The organism is Streptomyces sp. 15-116A (genome assembly GCF_025290915.1).
In the GTDB taxonomy this organism is placed as follows: Bacteria; Actinomycetota; Actinomycetes; order Streptomycetales; family Streptomycetaceae; genus Streptomyces.
Genome location: NZ_JAOCQE010000099.1, coordinates 1 through 20,953 on the forward strand (window position 1 = coordinate 1; position 20,953 = coordinate 20,953).

The window sequence follows — 20,953 nt, forward strand, 5'->3', positions numbered from 1 at the left end:
GGGGTGGGGGTCGCGCTGGACGCCGACGGGGACGGCGAGGGCGATGCGCTCGTGCTCGGTGACGCCGAGGCGGACGGTGATGTCGACGGTGAGGCCGAGGGCGCGCTGGTGCTCGGTTCCGGGGACGGCTCCGTCGGGGTGACGTCCGGGACGCTCGCCCGGACCTCGTCCGGCAGGGCCTTGTCGCGGGTCGGGGGCTCGTAGGAGAACAGGCCGCTCGCCCAGCCGGCCGCGCCGATCACCGCCACGACGGCTCCCGCGGCACCGAGCAGGGCCGTACGGCGGCGTCGGCGCGGGGGTGTGGTGAGGGTGTCGTCGGCCGGGGTGGGGCGGGGCTCTCCTGTCGCGGGTGCGGCCTCGAAGAGGTGGAGGTCGTCCGCGTTCGGGCGGCTGGTCGGCGGGGCCAGCGGGGTGGGCAGGACGGCGGTGTCCGGCGGGACGGCGCGCAGGGGCATGGTCGCGTCGGCCGGGGTGTCGTCCCCCTGTGGGCCGTCCGGCGTATCGGACGCGGGGCTGCCGTCCAGTTCGACGTACGGGCGTATCCGTAGCGGGTCGAAGTCCTCGGCCGCCGCCGCCTCGGCCGAGCGGGCGTGGCGCAGGGCGTCGGCGGCGCGGGCCGTGCAGGCGCACGAAGGGGTGTTGTCGCTGTTTCTGGGCGCGCCGCACTCCGGGCACGGGGTCCCCACTGGCTGTTCCACGCGTCGTCCCTCCCCTCGCGAACTCCAGAGATTATGCAGATCTTCTCCACACCCTCGGTCGCACGCCCCCGGAATGAGAACTTCCGGCAGGACTCGACAGGCCATAACGGGTCACACCGATCACGATGGAGGGGGAAACGGGATTCTGTGGAGGTCTTCATGGCCGACGACGCGCATGGCGGGACGGGGAAGGTGAGCAACGCGGGGGCCTCGCCCGGTGCCGGGTCGCCGGCCGTGCAGCCGGCCGATGCCCGCGAGCAGGTGTCCGGCAATGTGCTCGTCTCCATCGGCGCCCTGCTCCTCGGACTGCTGCTGGCCGCCCTCGACCAGACCATCGTGTCCACCGCGCTGCCCACGATCGTCAGCGAGCTGGGCGGCCTCGCGCACCTGTCCTGGGTGGTCACCGCGTATCTGCTGGCCTCGACCGCCGCGACGCCGCTGTGGGGCAAACTCGGCGACCAGTACGGGCGCAAGCGGCTGTTCCAGACCGCCATCGTGATCTTCCTGATCGGCTCGGCGCTGTGCGGGGCGGCGCAGGACATGTCCCAGCTGATCGCCTTCCGGGCGTTGCAGGGGCTCGGCGGCGGCGGGCTGATCGTGCTGTCCATGGCGATCGTCGGCGATCTCGTGCCGCCGCGTGAACGGGGGCGCTACCAGGGGCTGTTCGGGGCCGTGTTCGGCGCGACCAGTGTGCTGGGGCCGCTGCTGGGCGGGCTGTTCACCGAGCATCTGAGCTGGCGCTGGGTGTTCTACGTCAACCTGCCGGTGGGGATCGTCGCGCTCGCCGTGATCGCCACCGTGCTGCACATCCCGCGCCGGTCCACCCGGCACGTCATCGACTACCTCGGCACCTTCCTCATCGCGGCCGTCGCCACCTGCCTGGTGCTGGTCGCCTCACTCGGCGGCACCACCTGGGCGTGGGGGTCCGTGCAGATCGTGGGTCTCGCAGTGCTGGCCGCCGTGCTCGCTCTGGCGTTCGTGGCGGTGGAGCGGCGGGCCGCCGAACCCGTACTGCCGCTGAAACTGTTCCGCATCCGCACCTTCACGCTGTCCGCCCTGATCAGTTTCATCGTCGGCTTCGCGATGTTCGGCGCGATGACGTATCTGCCGACCTTCCTCCAGGTCGTCCAGGGCGTCACCCCCACCATGTCCGGCGTGCACATGCTGCCCATGGTGGCCGGCATGCTGATCGCCTCCACCGGCTCCGGCCAGATCGTCAGCCGCACCGGCCGCTGGAAGGTGTTCCCGATCGCGGGCACCGCCGTCACCACCCTCGGCCTGCTGCTGCTCCACCAGCTCGACGAGAACAGCCCCACCGGCGAGATGAGCGCCTTCTTCTTCGTCTTCGGCCTCGGACTCGGCCTGGTGATGCAGGTGCTGGTCCTGATCGTGCAGAACGCCGTCTCCTACGAGGATCTCGGCGTCGCCACCTCCGGCGCGACGTTCTTCCGCTCCATCGGCGCCTCGTTCGGCGTCGCCATCTTCGGCACGATCTTCGCGGGCCGGCTCGGCGACGAACTCGCCGCCGCCTTCCGGGGCGCCCAGCTCCCGCCCGGCGTCTCCCCGGGCGCGCTGGAGGCCGACCCGCGCGGCATCGACGCCCTGCCCGCCGCGCTGCGCCCGGACGCCGTCCACGCCTACGCCACCGCCATCACCGACGTCTTCCTGTGCGCCGCGCCGGTCGCGCTCGCCGGTTTCGTGCTGGCCTGGTTCCTCAAGGAGGACCGGCTGCGCGCCTCGGTCACCGCGCCCGACGTCACCGAGACCCTCGCCAGCAACCCCGTCGAGCGGTCCTCGTACGACGAGGTGTGCCGCGCGCTGTCCGTGCTCGGCACCCGCGAGGGGCGCCGCGAGATCTACCGGACGATCACCGCACGGGCGGGCTACGACCTGCTGCCCGCCGCGAGCTGGCTGCTGCTGCGGATCCGGAAGTACGGCTCGGTGGAACCGGCGGTGCTCGCCGAACGCAGCACCATCCCGCTGAACGTCGTGATGGAGGCCGCCCGCCAGGTGGAGATACGGCACCTGGCGACACGGGAAGGGCTCGACCTGGTGCTCACCGACGAGGGGCGCGAGGTCGCGGAACGGCTCGCGCGGGCCCGGGAGGACTCCCTGGCCGAGCTGCTCGGCGACTGGTGGGGGCCGGACCGGCCCACCGACCTGGTGCAGCTGGTGCACGAGCTGTCGGGCGAGCTGTGCGGTTCGCGGGGGGAGCGCCCGCAGGCGGAACGGCCGGGGACGCGGGTGGGGTGAGACCGAGGGGCGGTGCGGGGGGAGCTGGGCAGGCTCGGCGTGGGCTGGCTGGGCGCGGACCAGCCCGGCTCAGCGGGGGCTGGCTGGGCGCGGTCTGGCTTGGCGCGGGCCCGCCCGTCAGTCGCTCGCGGGGCCCCCGTCAGCCGAGTGGCTTGGCGAACCAGTGCTCGGCGTACGGGTCGGCGTTGTGCGGCTCCGTCTCCGCGTAGCCGAGCCGGGCGTACAGGGCGCGGGCCTCGACCAGATCGCCGCGCGTGTCCAGGATCATCCGCGTGGCGCCCCGCTCCCGCGCCGCGTCCTCGGCGGCCCGCACCAGCAGCGCCGCACCGCCCCGGCCGCGCATCCGCTCGTACAGGAACACCCGGGTCAGCTCGGCGGTCGTGCCGTCGGCCGACAGCCGGATCCCGGCGCTTCCGGCCGGTTCGCCCGCGTACCGCGCGACCAGCAGCAGGCCGCCGGGCGGCGCGAGTTCGGCGCCCGGGTGCGCGGCGATCTCTCGTTCCAGCTCCGCCGGATCGGTCCGCCGGCCCTCGTGCAGCAGGTACCAGCGGTCGCTGACCTCCGTGTAGTACGCCCGCCAGAGCGCGGCGGCGGTCGGGGAGTCGTACGGCTCCGGGGCGACGGTCCAGGTCATGGGCGCATTCTGTTTGCGGGGCCGGTTCGGGGCTACCCGTTTTCGCGAACCGGCTCGCGAGGAGTGCCGGTTGGGACGAGAACCGGAAGGCATTCATGTCCACTGGACTGATCATTGCGTTGATCGTGATTGTCGCCGTCCTCGTGGCCGTCGCGGCCGTCGTCATCCTGCGCGCCCGCGGCCCGCGGCACGGTATGAGCCTCAAGCGGCGCTTCGGGCCCGAGTACGACCGGACCGTCGCCCGCCACGACGGAGACACCAAGGCGGCCGAGCGGGAGCTCGCCGAGCGCGTGGAACGCCACGGGGCCCTGCACGAGCGGGAGTTGGAGCCGGCCGAGCGGGAGCGGTTCGAGGCGCGCTGGACGGCCGCGCAGGAGCGGTTCGTCGAGTCGCCGCGGGAGGCGCTCGCCGAGGCCGACCGGCTGATCGCCGAACTCGCCGGCGCCCGCGGCTTCCCCGACGGCGGCCAGTACGAGGAGCAGCTCGCCGCCCTGTCCGTGCACCACGCCCACCACGTCGACGGCTACCGGCGCGTGCACCGGGTGACGCGGGCTCACGAGGACGGCGGGGCCGGAACCGAGGAGATGCGCGAGGCCATGGTCGAGGCCCGCGCCCTGTTCGACGACCTGCTGCGCCCGTCCCGGCACGACGGCGGACGCCACCGCACCAGCCCGGACGGCGAGCGCGGCTCGCGGACCGCCCGCGGCTCCCACACGCCGTCGCTACTGCACCGGCGCCAGACGAAGGAGAGCTGAGCCATGACCGACGCGACCCGGCGCCCCGAGAACCCCACCGGCCGTGGCGGACCCGCCGACAACGGCGGCGACAGCCCGCTGGTCGCGGCCCATCCGCAGTCGACCGAGACCCCGGCCGCATCCGGCACACCCGGCGCCCACGACACGGAGGCCCTGGAAGCCCGGGCTGGTGACAGGCGGGCCGCCGACACCTCGGCCACCGGAAACCGGACCGGTGACACCTGGGCCGGCGACACCCCCGCCACCGGAAACCGGACCGGTGACACCTGGGCCGGCGACACCCCCGCCACCGGAAACCGGACCGGTGACACCTGGGCCGGCGACAGCGCGGCCCCCGGCGACCGGACCGGCGGCCGTGACTCCGCGGCGTCCGCGCACGGGCTGCTCGCGCGCGACGACTGCGACAAGCTCGCCGCGCAGCTCCAGCACGCCGTGGCCGGATTCGTCGACACGCCGCGCGACGCCGTGCGCGAGGCCGACCAGGTACTGCAGGAGCTCACCGAGCGCGTCACCCACGCGGTGACCGAGCGGCGCCGCACCCTGCGCCGGTCCTGGCAGGCCGCCGACACCGGCGAGGGCGGGACCACCGCCGCGACCGACACCGAGCAGCTGCGCCTGGCCCTGAAGGACTACCGGGAGCTGGCGGAACGCCTGCTGCACGTGTGAGCGGTCAGACCGCCGACCCGCCCGCCGCTTCCCGGCGCTCCCGCCACTGCCGTACGACGTCCTCGACGTCGTACGGCTTCTTGCCCAGCGGGGGGCCGGGCGGCGGCTTGAACATCATCTCGCGGATCCTGGCGTTGATCTCGGTCAGGATCTTGCGCACCAGCCGCTCCGAGGGCGCCGCGAGCGCCGCGTCCAGCGCGTCCTCGGCCTCCTTGCGCAGCGCGAGCGCCGGCGGGAGGACGGACAGGCCCTCGCGGGCCATCTTCCGCTTGACCCACCACAGTTCGTCGTAGGTGCTCTCCACGTCGCGCGGCAGCGGCTTGCCCGCCCCCGGCAGCCGGTCGAACTCCCCGCGCGCCTCCGCGTCCCGGATCTGCTTGTCGGCGAACGACTCGAAGCTGACGCCGGGTGGCTTTCGCTCGGTCATGAGGCCATTGTGCCGGACGCCGCGCAGCCGGGCGTTTTATCATTCGGCGGGTTTGCAGGCCCGCCAGGACGTCTCAGGAGGAGCGCACGTGCTCGAACTCACCATGGCCGCCGTGTCCGCGGCGGAAGCGGGTGCCACGGCCGGTATGCACATGGCCGACGCGCCCAGCGAGCCGGGCGCGGTGCTGCGGGTGGGCCGCGACCGGTCGGCGTGCCGGCTGGTCACGCCGGACGACTGGCTGTTCGTCTCCCGGGTCCACCTGGAGTTCCAGTGCGGCCAGGACGGCACCTGGCATCTGACCTGGCTGCGCGGCTCGCTCCCCGAGCCGTCCTCCGAGGTCCGGCTCACCGTCGGCGAGTACGTCCAGCCCGTCCCCTACGGCGGCACCGTGGCGCTGCCCCGGGGCGGCAGCGGCGAGATCGTCGTCCAGGACCGCACCGCCCCGCGCAGCATCAACGTGGGCTTCTACCACGAGGTGTGAGGACCCCGCGCGGGCTCACGCCAGCACCCTGGCCAGCGCGAACCCGTCGTAGTCCTTGGCACCGACCGTCTGGATCGCCGTACCGCTGAGCCGCGGATGGCTGCCGATCAGCTCGAGGGCGGCCCGGGTGCCGACCACGTCCGGGTCGGTGTTGTCCGGATCGGCGACCCGGCCGCCGCGTACGACGTTGTCCAGGACGATCAGGCTGCCGGTGCTGGTGAGCTTCAGCGCCCACTCCACGTAGTGGGCGTTGTTGGCCTTGTCGGCGTCGATGAACACCAGGTCGAACGGGGGCGGGTTCTCGTCGGCGAGTCTCGGCAGCGACTCCAGGGCGGCGCCCACCCGCACCTCGACCAGCTTGTCCAGCCCGGCGCGGGCGAGGTTGCGGCTCGCGACCTCCGCGTGCCGGGGGTCGTACTCCAGGGTGATCAGCCGCCCGTCCGGCGGGAGCGCGCGGCCCAGCCAGATGGTGCTGTAGCCGCCGAGCGTGCCGATCTCCAGGATGTGCCGGGCGCCCTGGATCTGGGCGAGCAGCTGAAGCAGCTTGCCCTGATTGGGCGCGACGGCGATGGACGGCAGCCCCGCCGCCTCACTGTCCCGCAGGGTGGCGTCCAGGACGTCGTCACCGGGCGCGAGACGGTCGGTGAAGTAGTCGTCCACCTCGTGCCAGAGCCGCGCGTCGCTCATGCCCCGTACCTTTCGTCGGCTGGGTCAGGCGGAGTCGGCGGTCCCGGCCGCCCCGGCTTCCAGTGTCCCCGCCTCCAGCGACGGTGCCGAACCGGGCAGCGGCCGTCCGGCCGATTCCGCCATGCGCCACACGGCGATCCCGCCGATCACGGCCGCGGCCATCATGTAGTAGGCGGGCATCATCATGTCGCCGGTCGCGCCGATCAGCGCGGTGACCACCAGGGGAGTGGTGCCGCCGAAGAGGGACACCGAGACGTTGAAGCCGATCGACAGGGAGCCGTAGCGCACCCGGGTCGGGAACAGCGCCGGGAGCGCGGCGGGCATGGCGGCGGTGAAACACACCAGCAGCAGGCCGAGGGCGCCCATGCCGGCGGCGACCGCGAGGAGCGAGCCGTCGCGGATCAGCAGCAGCGCCGGGACGGACAGCAGCAGGAAGCCGGCGCAGCCGGTGGCGATCACCGGGCGGCGGCCGACGCGGTCGGTCAGCGCGCCGACGAACGGCTGGGCGAGCATCATCAGCGCCATCACACCGAGGACGACGAGCAGACCGTGCGTCTCGTCGTAGTGCAGCTCGCTGGTCAGATAGCTCGGCATGTACGACAGCAGCATGTAGTCGGTGACGTTGAAGACCAGCACCAGGCCCACGCACAGCAGCAGCGCACGCCACTGGCCGGTGATCATCTCGCGCAGCGGCACCTTCGGGCGGCTCGCCTCGGCCTTCTCGACCTCGGCGGCGAAGGCGGGGGTCTCCTCCAGGCGCATGCGCAGATACAGGCCGATGATGCCCATCGGGCCCGCGATCAGGAACGTGTGCGCCAGCCCCAGGAGAGCAGGTCCTCGGAGGACAGCAGTGCCGTCATCAGGGTGACCAGGCCCGCGCCCGCGATGTATCCGGCGAGCGTGCCGAACTCCAGCCAGCTGCCGAGGAAGCCGCGCCGCTTGTCGGGGGCGTACTCGGCGATGAAGGTGGACGCGCCCGCGTACTCGCCGCCGGTGGAGAAGCCCTGCACCAGGCGGGCGGCCAGCAGCAGGATCGGGGCGCCGACGCCGATCGCGGCGTAGGAGGGGATCAGGCCGATCGCGAAGGTGCCCGCCGCCATCATGATCATGGTGAGGGCGAGGACCTTCTGCCGGCCCACCCGGTCGCCGAGCGGGCCGAACACCATGCCGCCGAGCGGGCGCACGAGGAACGCCGCGGCGAAGGCGCCGAACGTCGACAGCAGCTGGGCGGTGGGGTTACCCGAGGGGAAGAAGACCTTGCCCAGGGTGACCGCGATGTAGCTGTAGACACCGAAGTCGAACCATTCCATCGCGTTGCCCAGGGCGGCCGCCTTCACGGCACGCCGGACGAGCGCGGGGTCGGTGACGGTGGGGTCGGGGGCGGCGGGGCCGGGAGCCTGCGCGGCGACGGTCCGCGGCGGGGACTTCTTCGGGGGAGCGGCGACGTGGGCGGTCGACAAAACGACGCTCGCCTACCTTTCGACGGGGACAGGGGGGCGGGTACCGCGCGGCGGCGCTGTCGGGCGGACCGAGCAAACGACGATAGGCGCCGCCTGTCCCTGTACGGGTGGTATGCGAGTCGTTGCAGTGTGCACATAAATGCGAGATGTGCAGGCGCGCAGCACCCCCGGCGCGCCCGCCCGGCGGCACCCCGATGTGATCCTTCTCGCGCCGGGGGCGCGCAACCGGCGCCCCGGACGTCTATCGTCGACCGGACAAATGGGGAAACGACGTCAGGTGAATCGGGGGTGGCCTGCGTCTTGGCTCAGGGGCGGTGTGAACTCGTAGGGTTCGCAGAGTGACCATCCGTGCACACAGCGCATGGGACGAGCGGGGCGGGAGGCCGACGAGGCGTGGCGAATGCGGAGCACAGCGGACGACCGGCGGAGGCTCTCGGGGCGACGGCCGTCGGCGGCGCCCACGCACGGCTGCGTGCGGCGCGCCTCGGACTGTGGCTCGTCGCCGCGGTCCTCGCCGTACGGCAGGTCGCCGTCGTCCTGAGCACCCCGCGCGGGGAACGGCTCACGGATCTGGAGACCTGGGTCGGACCCGAGGGCGTGCTGCACGTCAGCGGCTCCCTCTACGACTCCACCCGCTTCACCGGCACGCCCTTCGGCGGGCTGGTCCTCAAGCCGCTCACCCGCTCCGCCGAGCAGGCCCTCGGCTGGGGCTGGACCTTCGGCTCGCTGCTGCTGGTCGTCGCGCTCGGCCTGGTCGCCGCCCGCGCCCTGCCCCAGCCCGTCGGCCGCCGCACCGCGCTGCTCGCCGCCCCGGTGGCCATCAGCCTCCTGATGCTGTCCCTGCCGGTGCGCAACGCCCTGTGGCTCGGTCAGACCAGCATCATCCCGGTGCTGCTCGTCCTGCTCGGCTGCTTCGCCGCCCACGGGCAGCGCGTCAGCGGCGCCCTCATCGGCGTCGCCGCCGCCCTGCAGCCCACGCTGCTGCTGTTCGCGCCGCTGCTGTGGTTCACCGGCCGCCGCCGGGCGGCCCTCGCCACCGGGGCCACTTTCGCCGGCCTCACCGGGCTCGCCTGGGCCGCGATGCCGCACGACTCCTACACCTACTGGGTGCACCACATGGCGGGCGTCGGCCTCGGCGGACCCGCCGACGACCTCGCCAACCAGTCCCTGCACGGCGCCCTGCTCCGATTCGGCCTCGAAGGCCCGCTGGAGATCGGCCTCTTCCTGCTGCTCGCCGCCACCGTCGCCGCCCTCGCGGTGCGCCGCGCCGTGCGCTACGCCCGCGACGGCCAGCTGCTGCTCGCCGTCGGCATCACCGGCTGCGCCGTCATCGCCGTCTCCCCGACCGCCTGGCAGCACCAGCTGCTGTGGGTGCTGCTCACCGTCGTCGGCCGGGTCGGCCGGCGCGCCTCCGACCGGCCGGTGTGGCCCGTCGCCGTCGTGCTGGTGATGACGCTGCCCGCCAAGATGATGCTGCCGAACCTGGCGGTGCTCCACCCGCTGCGCGACAACATCGTCCTGCTCACCGCGCTGGCCGCCGCCACGGCCGTACCGTTCCTGTCCCGCACCTCGCCCTACTACCGCTCACCCGTCCCGACGCGGTACGCCGCCCCGGTCCCGGCCCGCTTCTCGTGGATCCCGCTGCTGCCGTTCCTGCGCAGGGTGCTGACCCGCCCGAACCTGCTGCTGGAACTGCTGCTGATCCGCGTGACCTACGCCGCGTACGCGAAGGTGCGGCTCGCGGCGACCGGCGGCAGCAACTCGGCGGGACGGGCGCGCGCGGAGGAGCACGGCCACCAGATCCTCGACCTCGAACGCGTCCTCCACCTCGACATCGAGCACGCGGTCAACCACGCCGTGGTGAAGATCGACTGGCTGCGGAACTCCTTCGACTTCTACTACACGTCGTTCCACTTCATCGTCCCGCTGACCGTCCTCGGCCTGCTCTACTGGCGGCGCCCCGTCGACTACCGCTGGGCCCGCGCGAGCCTCGGCTTCGCCACACTGCTCGCCCTCGTCGGCTTCTGGCTCTACCCGCTCGCGCCGCCGCGCCTGATGCCGGAGCTGGGCATCATCGACACGGTGCACGGAGTGCAGGACTTCACCCAGCCCGACTACGGCACGCTGACCGCCCTCACCAACCAGTACGCGGCGATGCCGTCGCTGCACTTCGGCTGGTCGCTGTGGTGCGGGGTGGTCATCGCGATCGTCGCGCCGAAGGGCTGGATGAAGGCGCTCGGACTGCTCCATCCCACGTTCACGGCCGCCGCGATCGTGGCGACCGGCAACCACTGGATCCTGGACGCGGTGGGTGGGGCGGTGGTGGTCGGCGCCGGGTTCGGCCTGACGTACGTGCTGCAGGGGCCGCGCGCCCGGACGGTCACGGCGGCGGCCGAGCTCAGCAGCGAGCCGGCGGTGCCGGAGAAGGACCGTACTCCGAGCTGATCCGGTACTCGCCCGGCGCGGACACGGTGAGCCGCGTGAACTCACCGGCCCGGCTCAGACAGCCGCCGTCGCTGCGCAGCCAGGGCGAGTAGGCGATCCGTACGGTCACCTCGCCCGGCCGGGACACGCGAAGCACGACCTCCGCGCCGGAGGTGCGGACGACGGTGCCCGGGGCGGAGACGAGGGGCACGGCGTCGCGCACCCGGAACACCTGCCAGTGGTCGTCGTGCCACACCGGGAGGAGCCAGTCGGGCCGGGTGCGGGGGTCCCGTATCAGCCGGGCCTCCTCCTCGGCGAACCCGTCGGGCTTGCCGTTCGGCAGGACGACGAAGCCGACCGCCCAGTGGTCCAGCCAGGCGCGATAGGTGGCGGCGGAGAAGGACCCGTCGTAGAAGAGGCGGGCGCGCTCCATGTCGAGCTGCCGGTTCCAGCCGCGGGCGAGATGGACGTGGGGGGCGAGGGCGGTGGCCTCACGGTGATTGCGGGCGGGCACGACCTCCACACGGGAACGGTCGGAGCCGAGCCCGTCGAGGGCGCGGACGACACCGTGGGTGTGCGCGGCCCAGGCGGGAACGGTGGTGGACACCTTCAGATCGTCGACGGTCTTCTGGCCGACCCAGGCCAGGGAGAAGACGAGGGCGGCGATGAGGAGAGCGCGGCGGACGGGGTGTGTGCGTGGGGACGGCTGGGCGAGGAGTGCGGCGAGGAGGGCGACTGGGGCGGCGTACTCGGCGAAGCGCTCGATGTTCGTGCCGATGGGGGAGGGCACGAGGTAGACGAGCACGGTCCCGGCGGCGTAGACGAGCCCGCTCCACCGGACGACGTGCCAGCGCCGTGGGGAGAGGGCGGCGAGGGCGAGACCGAGGAGGACGGGAGGCCATATGCGAGAGGCCGGCATGAGCTGCTCACCCCGGAAGGGGAACAGCAGGCTGGTCGCCCCGACGACGAAGGCGGGCGGCAGGGCGAGGACGAGCGCGCGGGCGGTGTACCGGCGGCCGCTGAGCAGGAACCCGGCCCCGACGACGGCGAGGAACAGCCCGGCGACCGGGGAGGCCATGGTGGCGAGGACGGCGTAGGCGCCGGCGAGGGCGAGCTGTCCGTCCCGTACGAGATGAAGGACGGCCGCGAGCCCGAAGGCGACACCGAGGGCGAAGGTGGTACGCCCCGAGGCGACGTTGCACCACAGGGCGAGGGAGGCGAGGAGGGCGGGCGCGAGGGGTCTTCGGACGGGCGTGCGCTGAAGGAGCAGGGCCGCGAGCCAGGTGGCGGCGATCCCGGACGCGACGGTGACGGTACGGACACCGAAGGCAGCCATCAAGTACGGCGAGATCAGGCTGTAGTTGGCGGTGTGCATCCCGCCGTACCAGAAGAGGCTGTACGCCGAGTCCCCGTGCCGCTCGGCGAACCCGGCCCACGCTTCCTGGGCCGCGAGATCACCACCGCCGGTGGCGAGGAGGGCCCACCAGAGCGCGTAGAGGGGGAGGACGGCGAGGGTGGCGAGGACCGGAACGCGCTGGCGCCGGAGGAAGCGGCGGAGGGGACGATTCCGCTGACGTGCGTCGACCGTGTCCGCTTGCTGGGCGGCGAGGGCGAGTTCGGCAGGGGGCACGGTGAGGTAGACGTGCAACGGGGCGAGGACGTTTACCGCGCGGCCACGGAAAAGCCACCGCCGGTCACCTCACCGGCTCGGGCCCACCGCACACTCGAACCACACGGTCTTCCCGCCGCGAGGCTCGGGAGCAACCCCCCACTTCGCGGCCACCGCATCCAGCAGCACCAATCCTCTTCCGCTCTCCTCCGTCAAGGCCAACCTCGCCCTCACGCACGGCAGTTCATCGCTCCCGTCGCTCACCTCCACCCGCACCCCCGCCGACTGTCGCAGCAAGCGCAGCGTGCAGCGGCGGTCCGGGACGTGGCGTACGACGTTGCTCAGCAGTTCTGTCACCCCGAGTTCCACGGCGTCGGCGAGCTGCGGCATGTCCCACTCGGTCAGGAACGAGCGGACGATGCGGCGGACGTGCCGGGGACTGTGCTCGCCGACCCTCAGTCGCATTGTGTACTGGGCGGCGCGGGGGGCCAGCAGTGTGGGGGGAATGTATTCGTTCACGCTACGAGGCTGGCCTGCCGTGACTACGCTGGGCTACGGATCGAATACAACTGGTCCCGCCGTGGACCGAGTTGCGCGAGAGGGGACCCCGCGTGGTTCACATCAACGCCCTCGACCCGGGCGCCTCACCTCTGGACTACTACGGCTTCGAGCTGCGGCGCCTGAGAGAAGCGGCCGGGCTGACGCAACGGCAGCTGGGGGAGATCGTCAGCTATACCGGCTCGCTCATCGGGCAGATCGAGACGGCCCGCAAACTGCCGACGCAGGAGTTCAGCGAGCGGGTGGATGCGGCGTTGGGGACGGGTGGGTTGCTGTCCCGGCTCGTCGCGCTGGTCATGCGGAGTCAACTTCCGGGCTGGTTCCAGCAGGTAGCTGAGCTGCAGGCAAGGGCCACGGGAATGTACTGCTTCGAGATGGGCATGGTGCCAGGTCTCCTGCAGACCAGGGCATACGCGCGTGCCGTGCTCGGTGCACTGGACGAAAGGGACCTCGGTGACCGCACCGCCGTGCGGTTGGATCGTCAGCGCATCTTCGAGAGGGAGGAGCCTCCGCTCTACTGGGTGATCCTTTTCGAAGCTGCCCTGTACTTGGAGATCGACGGTCCCGCAACCATGCGCGAGCAACTGGCCCACCTGTTGTCGTTCGAGCGGAACCCGCTGATCAACGTCCAAGTGTTGCCGTTCAGCGCCGGAGCGCACGCGGGGATGACAGGCTCATTCGACCTCTACCGCTTCGCGAACGATCCGACGATCGTCTATACGGAGGGCTACGGCAGCGGGCACCCGACTGCGAATCCGGACACCGTCGAAGACTGCTCGCTCCGTTACGATCATCTTCAGGCTGCCGCACTCCCGCTCAAGGATTCGGCGGAGCTGATCCAGCGAGTGATGGAGGAACGCTATGGAGATCAACTGGCGTAAGTCCAGCTACAGCAGCGACCAGGGCGGCAACTGCGTCGAGTGCGCGCCGATAGGCCCCCTGGCCTGGCGCAAGTCGACGTACAGCGGTGACCAGGGCGGCAACTGCGTAGAGATCGCCCAAACCCCCCACCCCACCATCGCCATCCGCGACTCCAAAACCCCCACAGGCCCCATCCTCACCCTCGCCCCCGCCGCCTTCTCCGCCTTCCTCAACTGGACGGCCGCCCCCGCCGAATGACCCCCGGTGCAGCCCCGGGCGTCAGTCCATCCGGCGCGGTGTGCCCAGCAACCCCAGCTCCGGGTCCGTCGGTTGGGTCATCACGTACTGCCGGTCGCGGTCGGCGCACCACAGGGTGATGCCGTCGGCGAGGGTCGGCAGTGCGTCCACGTCGCTGCGGGGCAGTGCTATCGCACGGCCGAGTTCCACGGACTCGTCCGGCGATATCCGCTGCACCCCCACCAGCCGGGCCTGCCGGACCAGCCGGGGTGCGACCGGGCTCAGATAGGGCAGCAGGGTCAGGACCGTCCGCCAGGGTCCTGAGACCACCCGGCCGTGCGGCGGACGCATACCGCAGTCCCGTACCACCAGCACCGGTGTGCCCGCCGACGCGCCGAGCGGCGGGACCCTGCCCACGTCGTAGACGGCGAGTCCGTTCTGCCCGCCGCCCATGGCGTGCACCAGCTGGGACCAGGCGGGGGCCCGGCCGGTCTCGACGGCCACCCGCGCACCGGTCGCCGCGGCCCGCAGCGCGAGCACCTGAGCCGTCCACAGACCTCCGATGAGGACCACCTCGTACGGCGTGGGCCGGTTCAGGCCCAGCACGGCCGGCTGCCCCTCGGCATCCACGCCGATGATGACGCCGTCGTCCCCGATGGGCAGTGACAGGGTGTCCAGCTCGTCCGCGGAGAGCGTGTGCCGGCCGTGGCGCGGACCGAGCAGGCCGAGACCGGTGCGCAGCAGGTCGCGGGTCCGCCGGGAGGCCGGCTGCGGTGACCCGGTGGCCGGTGGCTGTGCACCCTGCGTGGGGCTGAGCGCTGGTGTCCTCATCGCACACCTCCCAGGGGCAACGTGGCCAGTACGCCGGGCAGTTGCTCGCGGTCGAGTCGGGTCAGCGCCGCACCCGCGGTCCGGGCGGTGTCCTCCAGCGCGCGCCGTGCCGCGGTCAGTTCCTCGGCGCTGCGCCCGGTCACCCGCAGATGCCCGCGCAGCGACAGGTCCCGTCCGTCCTCGCGCGCCAGCGTGAGGCTGAGCGTGGTGGCCAGCGCGGGGATCGCCGTGAGCAGCGCGACGAACTGGGGCAGCGAGGCCCCGCTGCCGCCGCCCAGCTGGGGCCACCTGCGGATCCAGTACGTGGTGTGTCTGCGGTTGTCGCAGCGCCAGCTCCGGCCGGACTCCTCGGTGCGCCGCTCCTGCCGGTCCGTCCGTCCTGCCTCGGCCGTCACCAGCGGGTTGGCGCAGGCCGAGGTGGCGATGGCGGAGGTCAGCTCCTCCTCGTCGAGGACGGTGGCGCGGAACCCGGCGCCGGTGAGACGGCTGACCAGGTGGTCGGCGGCCCGCACCACGCACTTCTGCGCGCCGACGAGGCCGCCGCCCCGGGCCGCCACGGCCTCCGGGCACAGCTGCGGGGCGAGTTTCAGCGCGATCCACGTGATGCGTACCGCGGGCGCGCCGGTCTGTTCCTGCAGGGGCGCGTAATTGCTGACGGCGACGGACTGACGCGGCAGATGCAGGGCGGGTGCGGGCTGGGTGTGCAGGACGACCTGGGCCGACTCCAGGCGGATGCCGTCCACTTCGAGTGCGTCCCGTACCAGGGCCAGCGGCAGCGGGCGTCTGCCGCGCTCGGCACGCAGGGCGGTGGCGTCGGCCTCCACCTGGACGACGGCGGTGACGAACGTTCCGTCCCCGACGAGTCCGACGGGACGCCGGTCCCGGCCTCCGTACGCGTACGTGCGCAGGGTCGGGTCGCACTCCACGGCGGGCGCGAGACCCGGCTCGGTGCCGGGCGGAATCACCAGCTCCGCGGCGTGCTTCTGCCGGGCGCGCAAGGCGCGTGCCGTGGCCACCCATTCGGGCAGGGAGCGGCCCCGGCGGCGCACGAAGGCCAGCAGCACCAGTCCCACGGCGACCGCGGCCGTGCTGCCCAGCGCGAGAGGGCCGATGGCCCAGCCGACGAGAAGGAGGGCGGCGGCGAGCTCCAGCAGAACGATCCGTTGCAACCGGAACGAACCCGGCCGGCCCGCGCGCAGCCTGAGGTGGAGGCCGCCCTCCTGCCCGCCGCCCGGTGGCGCGGACGACGGCCGCGTCGCCGGCCGCCCGTGCCCCGCGGAAGCGCGTGCCCCGGTCCGGTCACGGCGCGGGGTGCGCGTTGCGGAAGCCATTGCTCCATTCCCCCCAATTTGCTCACAACTCGCAGGAGTTCCCGCACGAACCCCAGGCCGCACAGGGCCCAGGCACCCTACCCGCTCCGCAGGCCACTCCCCACACCAGGCATAGTAGGGGCCGCGTCTGACATCGGCGGGCGGGAGACGGCGACCTCGGCGTCGCGCAGCCGGAAGCCGGACGGACAGTGCGGGACACGGGGAGAGACACGCACCAATGGCATCTCGGCGGGATCAGCTCAACGCCTACACCTTCGCGAAGCGCCGCTTGCTCGCGGCCTTCGTCCAGTCGTTCCCGCACGGCTCGGAGGAAGGAGCACCGCGCCCTCTGCGCGGTGTCGTGCCCGGCATCGTCGTCGGCGTGGTCGTCATGGCCGTCTTCGGGGCCTGGGGCATGTTCAAGCCGACCGCCCCCAAGGGCTGGGACACCCCCAACGAGAAGGTGATCATCGCCAGCAAGTCCACCACCCGCTACGTCGTCCTGAAGACCGGCGACGAGGTCCAGTTGCACCCGGTGCTCAACATGGCGTCGGCCAAGCTCCTCCTCGCACCCGGCAAGGGGGACGTCGTGACCGTCAGCGAGTCGGTCCTCGACAGCGGCAAGATCCCGCACGGCGTCACCATCGGCATCCCCTACGCGCCCGACCGCCTGCCCTCCGCGCAGGAGGCGGGCTCCGCCAAGCGGTGGGCCGTCTGCGAGCGTCCCGGCGCCGGTGGCCGGTCCATCCAGAAGGCCGCGCTCGTGCTGGCAGACCGTGAACGCCGACTGACCGAAGGCACGCAGAAGCTGACCGGTGGTGAACTGCTGTACGTGGCCGATCCCGACGGCAAGCGCTTCGTCGTGGACGCGGGCGGAACGGCGTACCGGATCGACCGGCTGGACACCGGCTCCGACCTGGAACTGCTGCTGCGTACCGTCGTCGGCTCCGGACGTGAGCCCCAGCGGGTCTCGCGCGAGTGGCTCGCGACCCTCCACCAGGGCGACCCGATCACCTTCCCGGAGATCGAGGGAACCCCCGGCGCACCGGCGAACGCGCCCGGTGGGCTCGATGCGTCGGCCGACCGGGTCGGCACGGTGCTCAAGGCGTTCGACAACAACAAGGAGCAGTACTACGTCGTGCTGCCCGAGCGCGTCGCCCCGGTCTCCGCCTTCGTCGCCCAACTGCTGCTGTTCAGCAAGGAACTGGCGCAGGTCGGCCAGGCCGGCAAGGCGCTGGAGACGAGCCCCGGCGCCATCGTCCCGGGCAAGCCCTTCGGCACCGGGTACGACTGGCCGACGGGCACACCCGAGGCGGTCAACGAGGCCTCGGCCGACCAAGGGAGCCGCAACACCGTCTGCAATGTCCTGCGCGGTGTCGGCGGCAAGGGCGGCACCACCCTCAGCACCTGGGCGGGCACCGGCTTCCCCGCCGACCTCCCCGCCGGGTCCACCAGCGCCTACGTCACGCCCGGCTCCGGCCAGCTCTACCGCCAGTTCCAGGGCACCCAGACGAAGGCGGGCCCGGTCTTCCTGGTCACCGACACCGGCCTGCGCTACGTCCTGCAGTCCAACGCCGACAGCGCCACCGACGACGCCGGGATCGGCATGTCGCAGAAGGAGAAGAAGGAGCTGGATCAGGAGGCCCAGCAGGCCCAGACCCGCCTCGGTTACGCCGACGTGGACCCGGCGCCGATTCCCGCCGCCTGGTCCGCGTTCCTGCCCACCGGTCCCCGTCTGTCGACGGCTGCGGCACGGCAGCCGCAGGGCTCGTGACGGGGATGCACCTCATGAGGTTCCTGCGACTCATGCCACGCTTCAGGCGAGGCGCGCGGCACCAGCAGCTCCTGGTGGCCGCCGTCGTCGTGCTCGCCCCCTTGCCCCTCGCGTCGCCGGCCGCCGCTGCGGACGACTCCTTCGCCGACCAGTGCGAGTACCCCAACGACGTGTACCCGGGCCGTCCTTGGTACCTCCAGCGGGTGCAACTGGACGAGGTGTGGAGCCAGTCCAAGGGCAAGGGTGTGCGGGTCGCCGTCATCGACACCGGCGTCGATGTGAAGAACCCCCAGCTGAAATCCGCGGTGGACGTCAGGAGCGGCCGTAACTTCCTGCCCAAGGGCCTGAAGGACGACAACGGCGACCCCATCGAGCGGGGCAGCGAGAACGGCACCACCGACACCGTGGGCCACGGCACCAAGGTCGCCGGCATCATCGCCGCCCGGCCCGACGACCGGACCGGCTTCGTGGGCCTGGCGCCCGAGGCGACCATCATCCCGATCCAGCAGAACGACGCGGAGGGCCACGGCGACACCGGGACCCTCGCCGCCGCGATCCGCCACGCCGTCAAGGCCGGTGCGGACGTCATCAACATCTCCCAGGACACGGCGGACGCCGCCGAACCGGACCCGGACCTGAAAACCGCCGTCGACGAAGCCCTGGCCCGGGAGATCGTCGTCGTCGCCTCGGCGGGCAACGGCGGACTCGGCGGCAACGTCAAGAAGACCTACCCCGCCTCCTACGAAGGCGTCCTCGCCGTCGCCGCCTCGGACCGCAACAACGAACGCGCGTCCTTCTCCCAGTCCGGCGACTTCGTCGACGTGGCGGCACCGGGCGTCGACATCATCTCGACCGTCCCCCGAGGGGGCCACTGCCTGGACAACGGCACGAGCTTCTCCGCGCCGTACGTGGCGGGCCTCGCGGCTCTCATCAAGGCGAAGCACCCCGACTGGACCCGGCGTCAGATCGTCGCCCAGATCGAACAGACCGCGGAACGCACCATCGCCGGGCGGGACCGGTTGGTCGGCTGGGGGGTGGTGGATCCGGTGCGCGCTCTGACGGAGGACAGCCGCCCGATCGAGTCGCCACGGCCGCAGGAGGGCCTGGCCGGAGCCGAGGCGCCGTCCGCGGCCGAACTCCCGCTCGGCGAGACCGCCGACGAACGCAACGCGCGGCTCGCAACGTACGTGGCGGTCGGCGCGGCGGTGCTGGTGGCGGGTCTGGGGGGAGCTGCGGTGGCGCTGAGGGACGCGCGCAGGCGGCACCGTAGGGCCGATGTTCGCAATGGCCACTCTGCAATGTGAGAAAGATCGCTTGTTGAGGATCGAACGATGACACAGGTGGGGGACGTACTGACCCGGTGAGAGGCGAGAAGGACGTCGGTCGTGCGGGAGCGGCGTTATTGCATATGGGAGTTGGGGCTGTCGGTGGCAGTCACTAAGGTGGTGCTGCTGTGATCATGCTCGCCACAGGGTGACCCGCCGGACGACACCGGCGACCGGGGAGCAGCCGCAGCACACAACACGGGGACAACGAGGAACAACGGGGAACGGGGAGGAACAGCAGAAGATGCTGCCTGCAGACGGGCGCGGGGGCGGAGGCAGCGCCGCGGACATGCGCCGCGGCGTGATGGCGCTTTCGACATTCAAGAAGCGCATCGACGACCTGCTGACCGCATTCGAGGCATCGGCGGGCGGGGAATCCAGTGTCGGCAGGTGCAGCCTGCCACCCACCGCCTTCGGCAGCGGCGCGTTCCCCGAGGGCACGATGCTGCACCGGGAGTACGAGCGGGTCCACGAGCGGATCACCGCGCTGTCCAAGACGCTGGGCCTCCAGCTCGAGGCCATGCAGATCGCCGTGCACGGCGTGGACGTCGCCTTCGACAATCTCGAGGAAGAACAGCGCCGCCGCTTCCATGAGATCCGGACCACGGTCAACGAGGAGCGCGAGAAGGTGCTGGAGTCGCACCTGAAGCGGGACAACCGCGCCGATCACACCGACGCGGGGTACTGATGAGCGGGGACAAGAACACGCCGGACCCGTCCACGCAGGCGCAGGCGCAGAACGGCTCACTCGACGCCGTCATGCAGATGGGCAGGATCCTCAGCCCATTCGGCGCACCCCGAGGCTTCCACTTCGGCCGCACGGACTTCGAGGGCTACGACCTCAACGACATGATCGACATCGTCGAGTCCGCCAACCCGGAGCTGCTGGAGTCCGCGGGCACGGCCCTGGTCGCCGCCCGGGACGCGATCAAGGACGCCGCCGAGGAACTCAAGGGCAACCTGCCCGGCATCGACTGGGAGGGCGAGGCGCACACCGCCTTCGACCGCTGGGCCAAGAGCCTTGTCAAGACCGCCGAGGGCGTGGGCGACTACGCCGACACCATCGGCACCCAGGTCCTGGCCGCCGGAGAGGGCCTCGCCTCGGTCCGCGCGTCCATGCCCCCGCGCGACACGCGCGGTGAGCGCAAGACCGTCGAGGACATTCCCGAGGCGAAGCGGGACGAGAGCAACGAGGAGTACGCGGCGGCGCTCAAGGCGGAGAAGAACCGCCAGGAGGCCATCAACCAGATGTACCGGCTGGCGTCGTTCTACACGGTGTCGGCGGGGTACATGCGGCAGGCCGAGGAGCCGGTGTTCCCGAAAATGCCGGATGTGGGAGTGCCGCCGCCGGTCACCGAGAGACCCCCGATCACCGTTACAGAGGGGGGAGGCGCCGGAAACCAGTCGTTGGCGCCGGTCGATGACAGAGGCCCTTCTGGCCGGAGCTCAGCATCGGTCGGAGCGGGGGAGCAGCAGCCGGGCACCCAACTGCCGGTGAGCAGCACGGCTGACGCACTCGCTCCGCGTCCGGCGGGCACCGAGATCAACAGCGTCGGTACCTTGCCTCCTCAAGAAGCCGTAAGGCCCACCAACGTCACGCCGCCATCGACCAGCGGCCCTCTGGCCGCCTCGGGATCCGCCCCGCCGCTGCCCCTGGCTCCGAGCGGCCCTTCCATGACGCTGCGTGGTCCAGGCGGACGCACCGCTGGGCCCGGTGGCGCCCCGGCGACGAGGACGCCTCCGTCGGCGGCCCCCGGCCGGGCCGGGGCTCCGACGGGCGCCCGTCCGGTGCCACCCAAGGGACCGGGCCCTGTGGGGCAGAGCCCGCGCCCCGTCGTACAGGGACCGATGGGAAGCCGCGGACCCGACCGCGCGGCAGCTGTGGGGCGTACGGTCGCACCCGGACAGGCAGCGCCGCGTGCGACCGGGCCGGTGGCGCGCGGCATCGTCGGCGGCATGCCGA

At 72.1% G+C, this 20,953-nt stretch carries 18 protein-coding genes and 2 pseudogenes; 11 read left to right on the forward strand and 9 right to left on the reverse strand.

All coding sequences use genetic code 11. The features are described from left to right. A pseudogene (locus N4P33_RS17830) lies at positions 1-698 on the reverse strand (peptidoglycan-binding protein); the annotation flags it as partial. Positions 699-857: 159 nt separating this feature from the next. Here N4P33_RS17830 and N4P33_RS17835 point away from each other — a divergent pair. Further along, positions 858-2,951, forward strand: a complete 2,094-nt coding sequence (locus N4P33_RS17835) for an MFS transporter (protein ID WP_260827615.1) — start codon at positions 858-860, stop codon at positions 2,949-2,951. A gap of 139 nt (positions 2,952-3,090) precedes the next feature. On the opposite strand, the gene N4P33_RS17840 is transcribed toward N4P33_RS17835, so the two are convergent. Beyond that, positions 3,091-3,585 (reverse strand): GNAT family N-acetyltransferase, encoded by a 495-nt coding sequence (locus N4P33_RS17840; protein WP_260827616.1) that lies wholly within the window; start codon positions 3,583-3,585, stop codon positions 3,091-3,093. Between the two features lie 95 nt (positions 3,586-3,680). On the opposite strand from N4P33_RS17840, the gene N4P33_RS17845 reads away from it, so the two are divergent. Then, the gene (locus N4P33_RS17845) at positions 3,681-4,340 is read left to right on the forward strand and encodes a hypothetical protein (protein ID WP_260827617.1); all 660 of its coding nucleotides are present in this window, start codon (positions 3,681-3,683) and stop codon (positions 4,338-4,340) included. A 3-nt stretch (positions 4,341-4,343) separates the two neighbouring features. Beyond that, positions 4,344-5,006: a hypothetical protein gene (locus tag N4P33_RS17850; protein WP_260827618.1), complete on the forward strand. Its 663-nt coding sequence runs from the start codon at positions 4,344-4,346 to the stop codon at positions 5,004-5,006. A gap of 4 nt (positions 5,007-5,010) precedes the next feature. On the opposite strand, the gene N4P33_RS17855 is transcribed toward N4P33_RS17850, so the two are convergent. Further along, positions 5,011-5,433, reverse strand: a complete 423-nt coding sequence (locus tag N4P33_RS17855; protein WP_260827619.1) for a DUF1992 domain-containing protein — start codon at positions 5,431-5,433, stop codon at positions 5,011-5,013. An 88-nt stretch (positions 5,434-5,521) separates the two neighbouring features. Between N4P33_RS17855 and N4P33_RS17860 the strand changes: the two genes are divergently transcribed. Next, positions 5,522-5,914 (forward strand): FHA domain-containing protein, encoded by a 393-nt coding sequence (locus N4P33_RS17860; RefSeq protein ID WP_260827620.1) that lies wholly within the window; start codon positions 5,522-5,524, stop codon positions 5,912-5,914. 15 nt (positions 5,915-5,929) lie between these two features. Here N4P33_RS17860 and N4P33_RS17865 read toward each other — a convergent pair whose 3' ends face one another. Then, positions 5,930-6,601 (reverse strand): O-methyltransferase, encoded by a 672-nt coding sequence (locus N4P33_RS17865; protein WP_260827621.1) that lies wholly within the window; start codon positions 6,599-6,601, stop codon positions 5,930-5,932. Positions 6,602-6,625: 24 nt separating this feature from the next. Then, positions 6,626-8,061, reverse strand: a pseudogene (proP, locus tag N4P33_RS17870) (glycine betaine/L-proline transporter ProP). 393 nt (positions 8,062-8,454) lie between these two features. Here proP and N4P33_RS17875 point away from each other — a divergent pair. Beyond that, positions 8,455-10,506: a bifunctional glycosyltransferase 87/phosphatase PAP2 family protein gene (locus tag N4P33_RS17875; RefSeq protein WP_260827622.1), complete on the forward strand. Its 2,052-nt coding sequence runs from the start codon at positions 8,455-8,457 to the stop codon at positions 10,504-10,506. Here the strand turns inward: N4P33_RS17875 and N4P33_RS17880 are convergent. Both N4P33_RS17880 and N4P33_RS17885 read right to left on the reverse strand, forming a co-directional pair. Continuing rightward, entirely contained in the window at positions 10,460-12,115 is a 1,656-nt protein-coding gene (locus N4P33_RS17880) for a hypothetical protein (protein WP_399029666.1), read from the reverse strand. The genes N4P33_RS17875 and N4P33_RS17880 overlap by 47 nt on opposite strands. Before the next feature lie 69 nt (positions 12,116-12,184). Next, the gene (locus tag N4P33_RS17885) at positions 12,185-12,613 is read right to left on the reverse strand and encodes an ATP-binding protein (RefSeq protein ID WP_260827624.1); all 429 of its coding nucleotides are present in this window, start codon (positions 12,611-12,613) and stop codon (positions 12,185-12,187) included. A gap of 92 nt (positions 12,614-12,705) precedes the next feature. Between N4P33_RS17885 and N4P33_RS17890 the strand changes: the two genes are divergently transcribed. Both N4P33_RS17890 and N4P33_RS17895 read left to right on the forward strand, forming a co-directional pair. After that, entirely contained in the window at positions 12,706-13,533 is an 828-nt protein-coding gene (locus N4P33_RS17890; protein ID WP_260827625.1) for a helix-turn-helix transcriptional regulator, read from the forward strand. Then, the gene (locus N4P33_RS17895; RefSeq protein WP_260827626.1) at positions 13,514-13,771 is read left to right on the forward strand and encodes a DUF397 domain-containing protein; all 258 of its coding nucleotides are present in this window, start codon (positions 13,514-13,516) and stop codon (positions 13,769-13,771) included. The genes N4P33_RS17890 and N4P33_RS17895 overlap by 20 nt, the downstream gene beginning before the upstream one ends. A 21-nt stretch (positions 13,772-13,792) precedes the next feature. Here the strand turns inward: N4P33_RS17895 and N4P33_RS17900 are convergent, their stop codons facing one another. Next, positions 13,793-14,581 carry a hypothetical protein gene (locus tag N4P33_RS17900; protein WP_260827627.1) on the reverse strand — a complete coding sequence of 263 codons (789 nt, stop codon included), beginning with the start codon at positions 14,579-14,581 and terminating at the stop codon, positions 13,793-13,795. After that, a complete protein-coding gene (gene eccE, locus N4P33_RS17905; RefSeq protein ID WP_260827628.1) occupies positions 14,578-15,912 on the reverse strand; it encodes a type VII secretion protein EccE in 1,335 nt (444 codons plus the stop codon). The genes N4P33_RS17900 and eccE overlap by 4 nt, the downstream gene beginning before the upstream one ends. Before the next feature lie 217 nt (positions 15,913-16,129). Here eccE and eccB point away from each other — a divergent pair, with 217 nt between their 5' ends. From eccB to N4P33_RS17925, 4 genes are all read left to right on the forward strand, one after another. After that, positions 16,130-17,665 carry a type VII secretion protein EccB gene (gene eccB / locus N4P33_RS17910; protein WP_260827629.1) on the forward strand — a complete coding sequence of 512 codons (1,536 nt, stop codon included), beginning with the start codon at positions 16,130-16,132 and terminating at the stop codon, positions 17,663-17,665. A gap of 32 nt (positions 17,666-17,697) precedes the next feature. After that, positions 17,698-18,969 carry a type VII secretion-associated serine protease mycosin gene (mycP, locus tag N4P33_RS17915; protein ID WP_260827630.1) on the forward strand — a complete coding sequence of 424 codons (1,272 nt, stop codon included), beginning with the start codon at positions 17,698-17,700 and terminating at the stop codon, positions 18,967-18,969. 265 nt (positions 18,970-19,234) lie between these two features. Beyond that, positions 19,235-19,678 (forward strand): hypothetical protein, encoded by a 444-nt coding sequence (locus N4P33_RS17920; protein WP_260827631.1) that lies wholly within the window; start codon positions 19,235-19,237, stop codon positions 19,676-19,678. Continuing rightward, on the forward strand, positions 19,678-20,953 hold a 1,276-nt coding region (locus N4P33_RS17925), incomplete at its 3' end, for a WXG100 family type VII secretion target (RefSeq protein WP_260827632.1). The genes N4P33_RS17920 and N4P33_RS17925, both read left to right, overlap by 1 nt.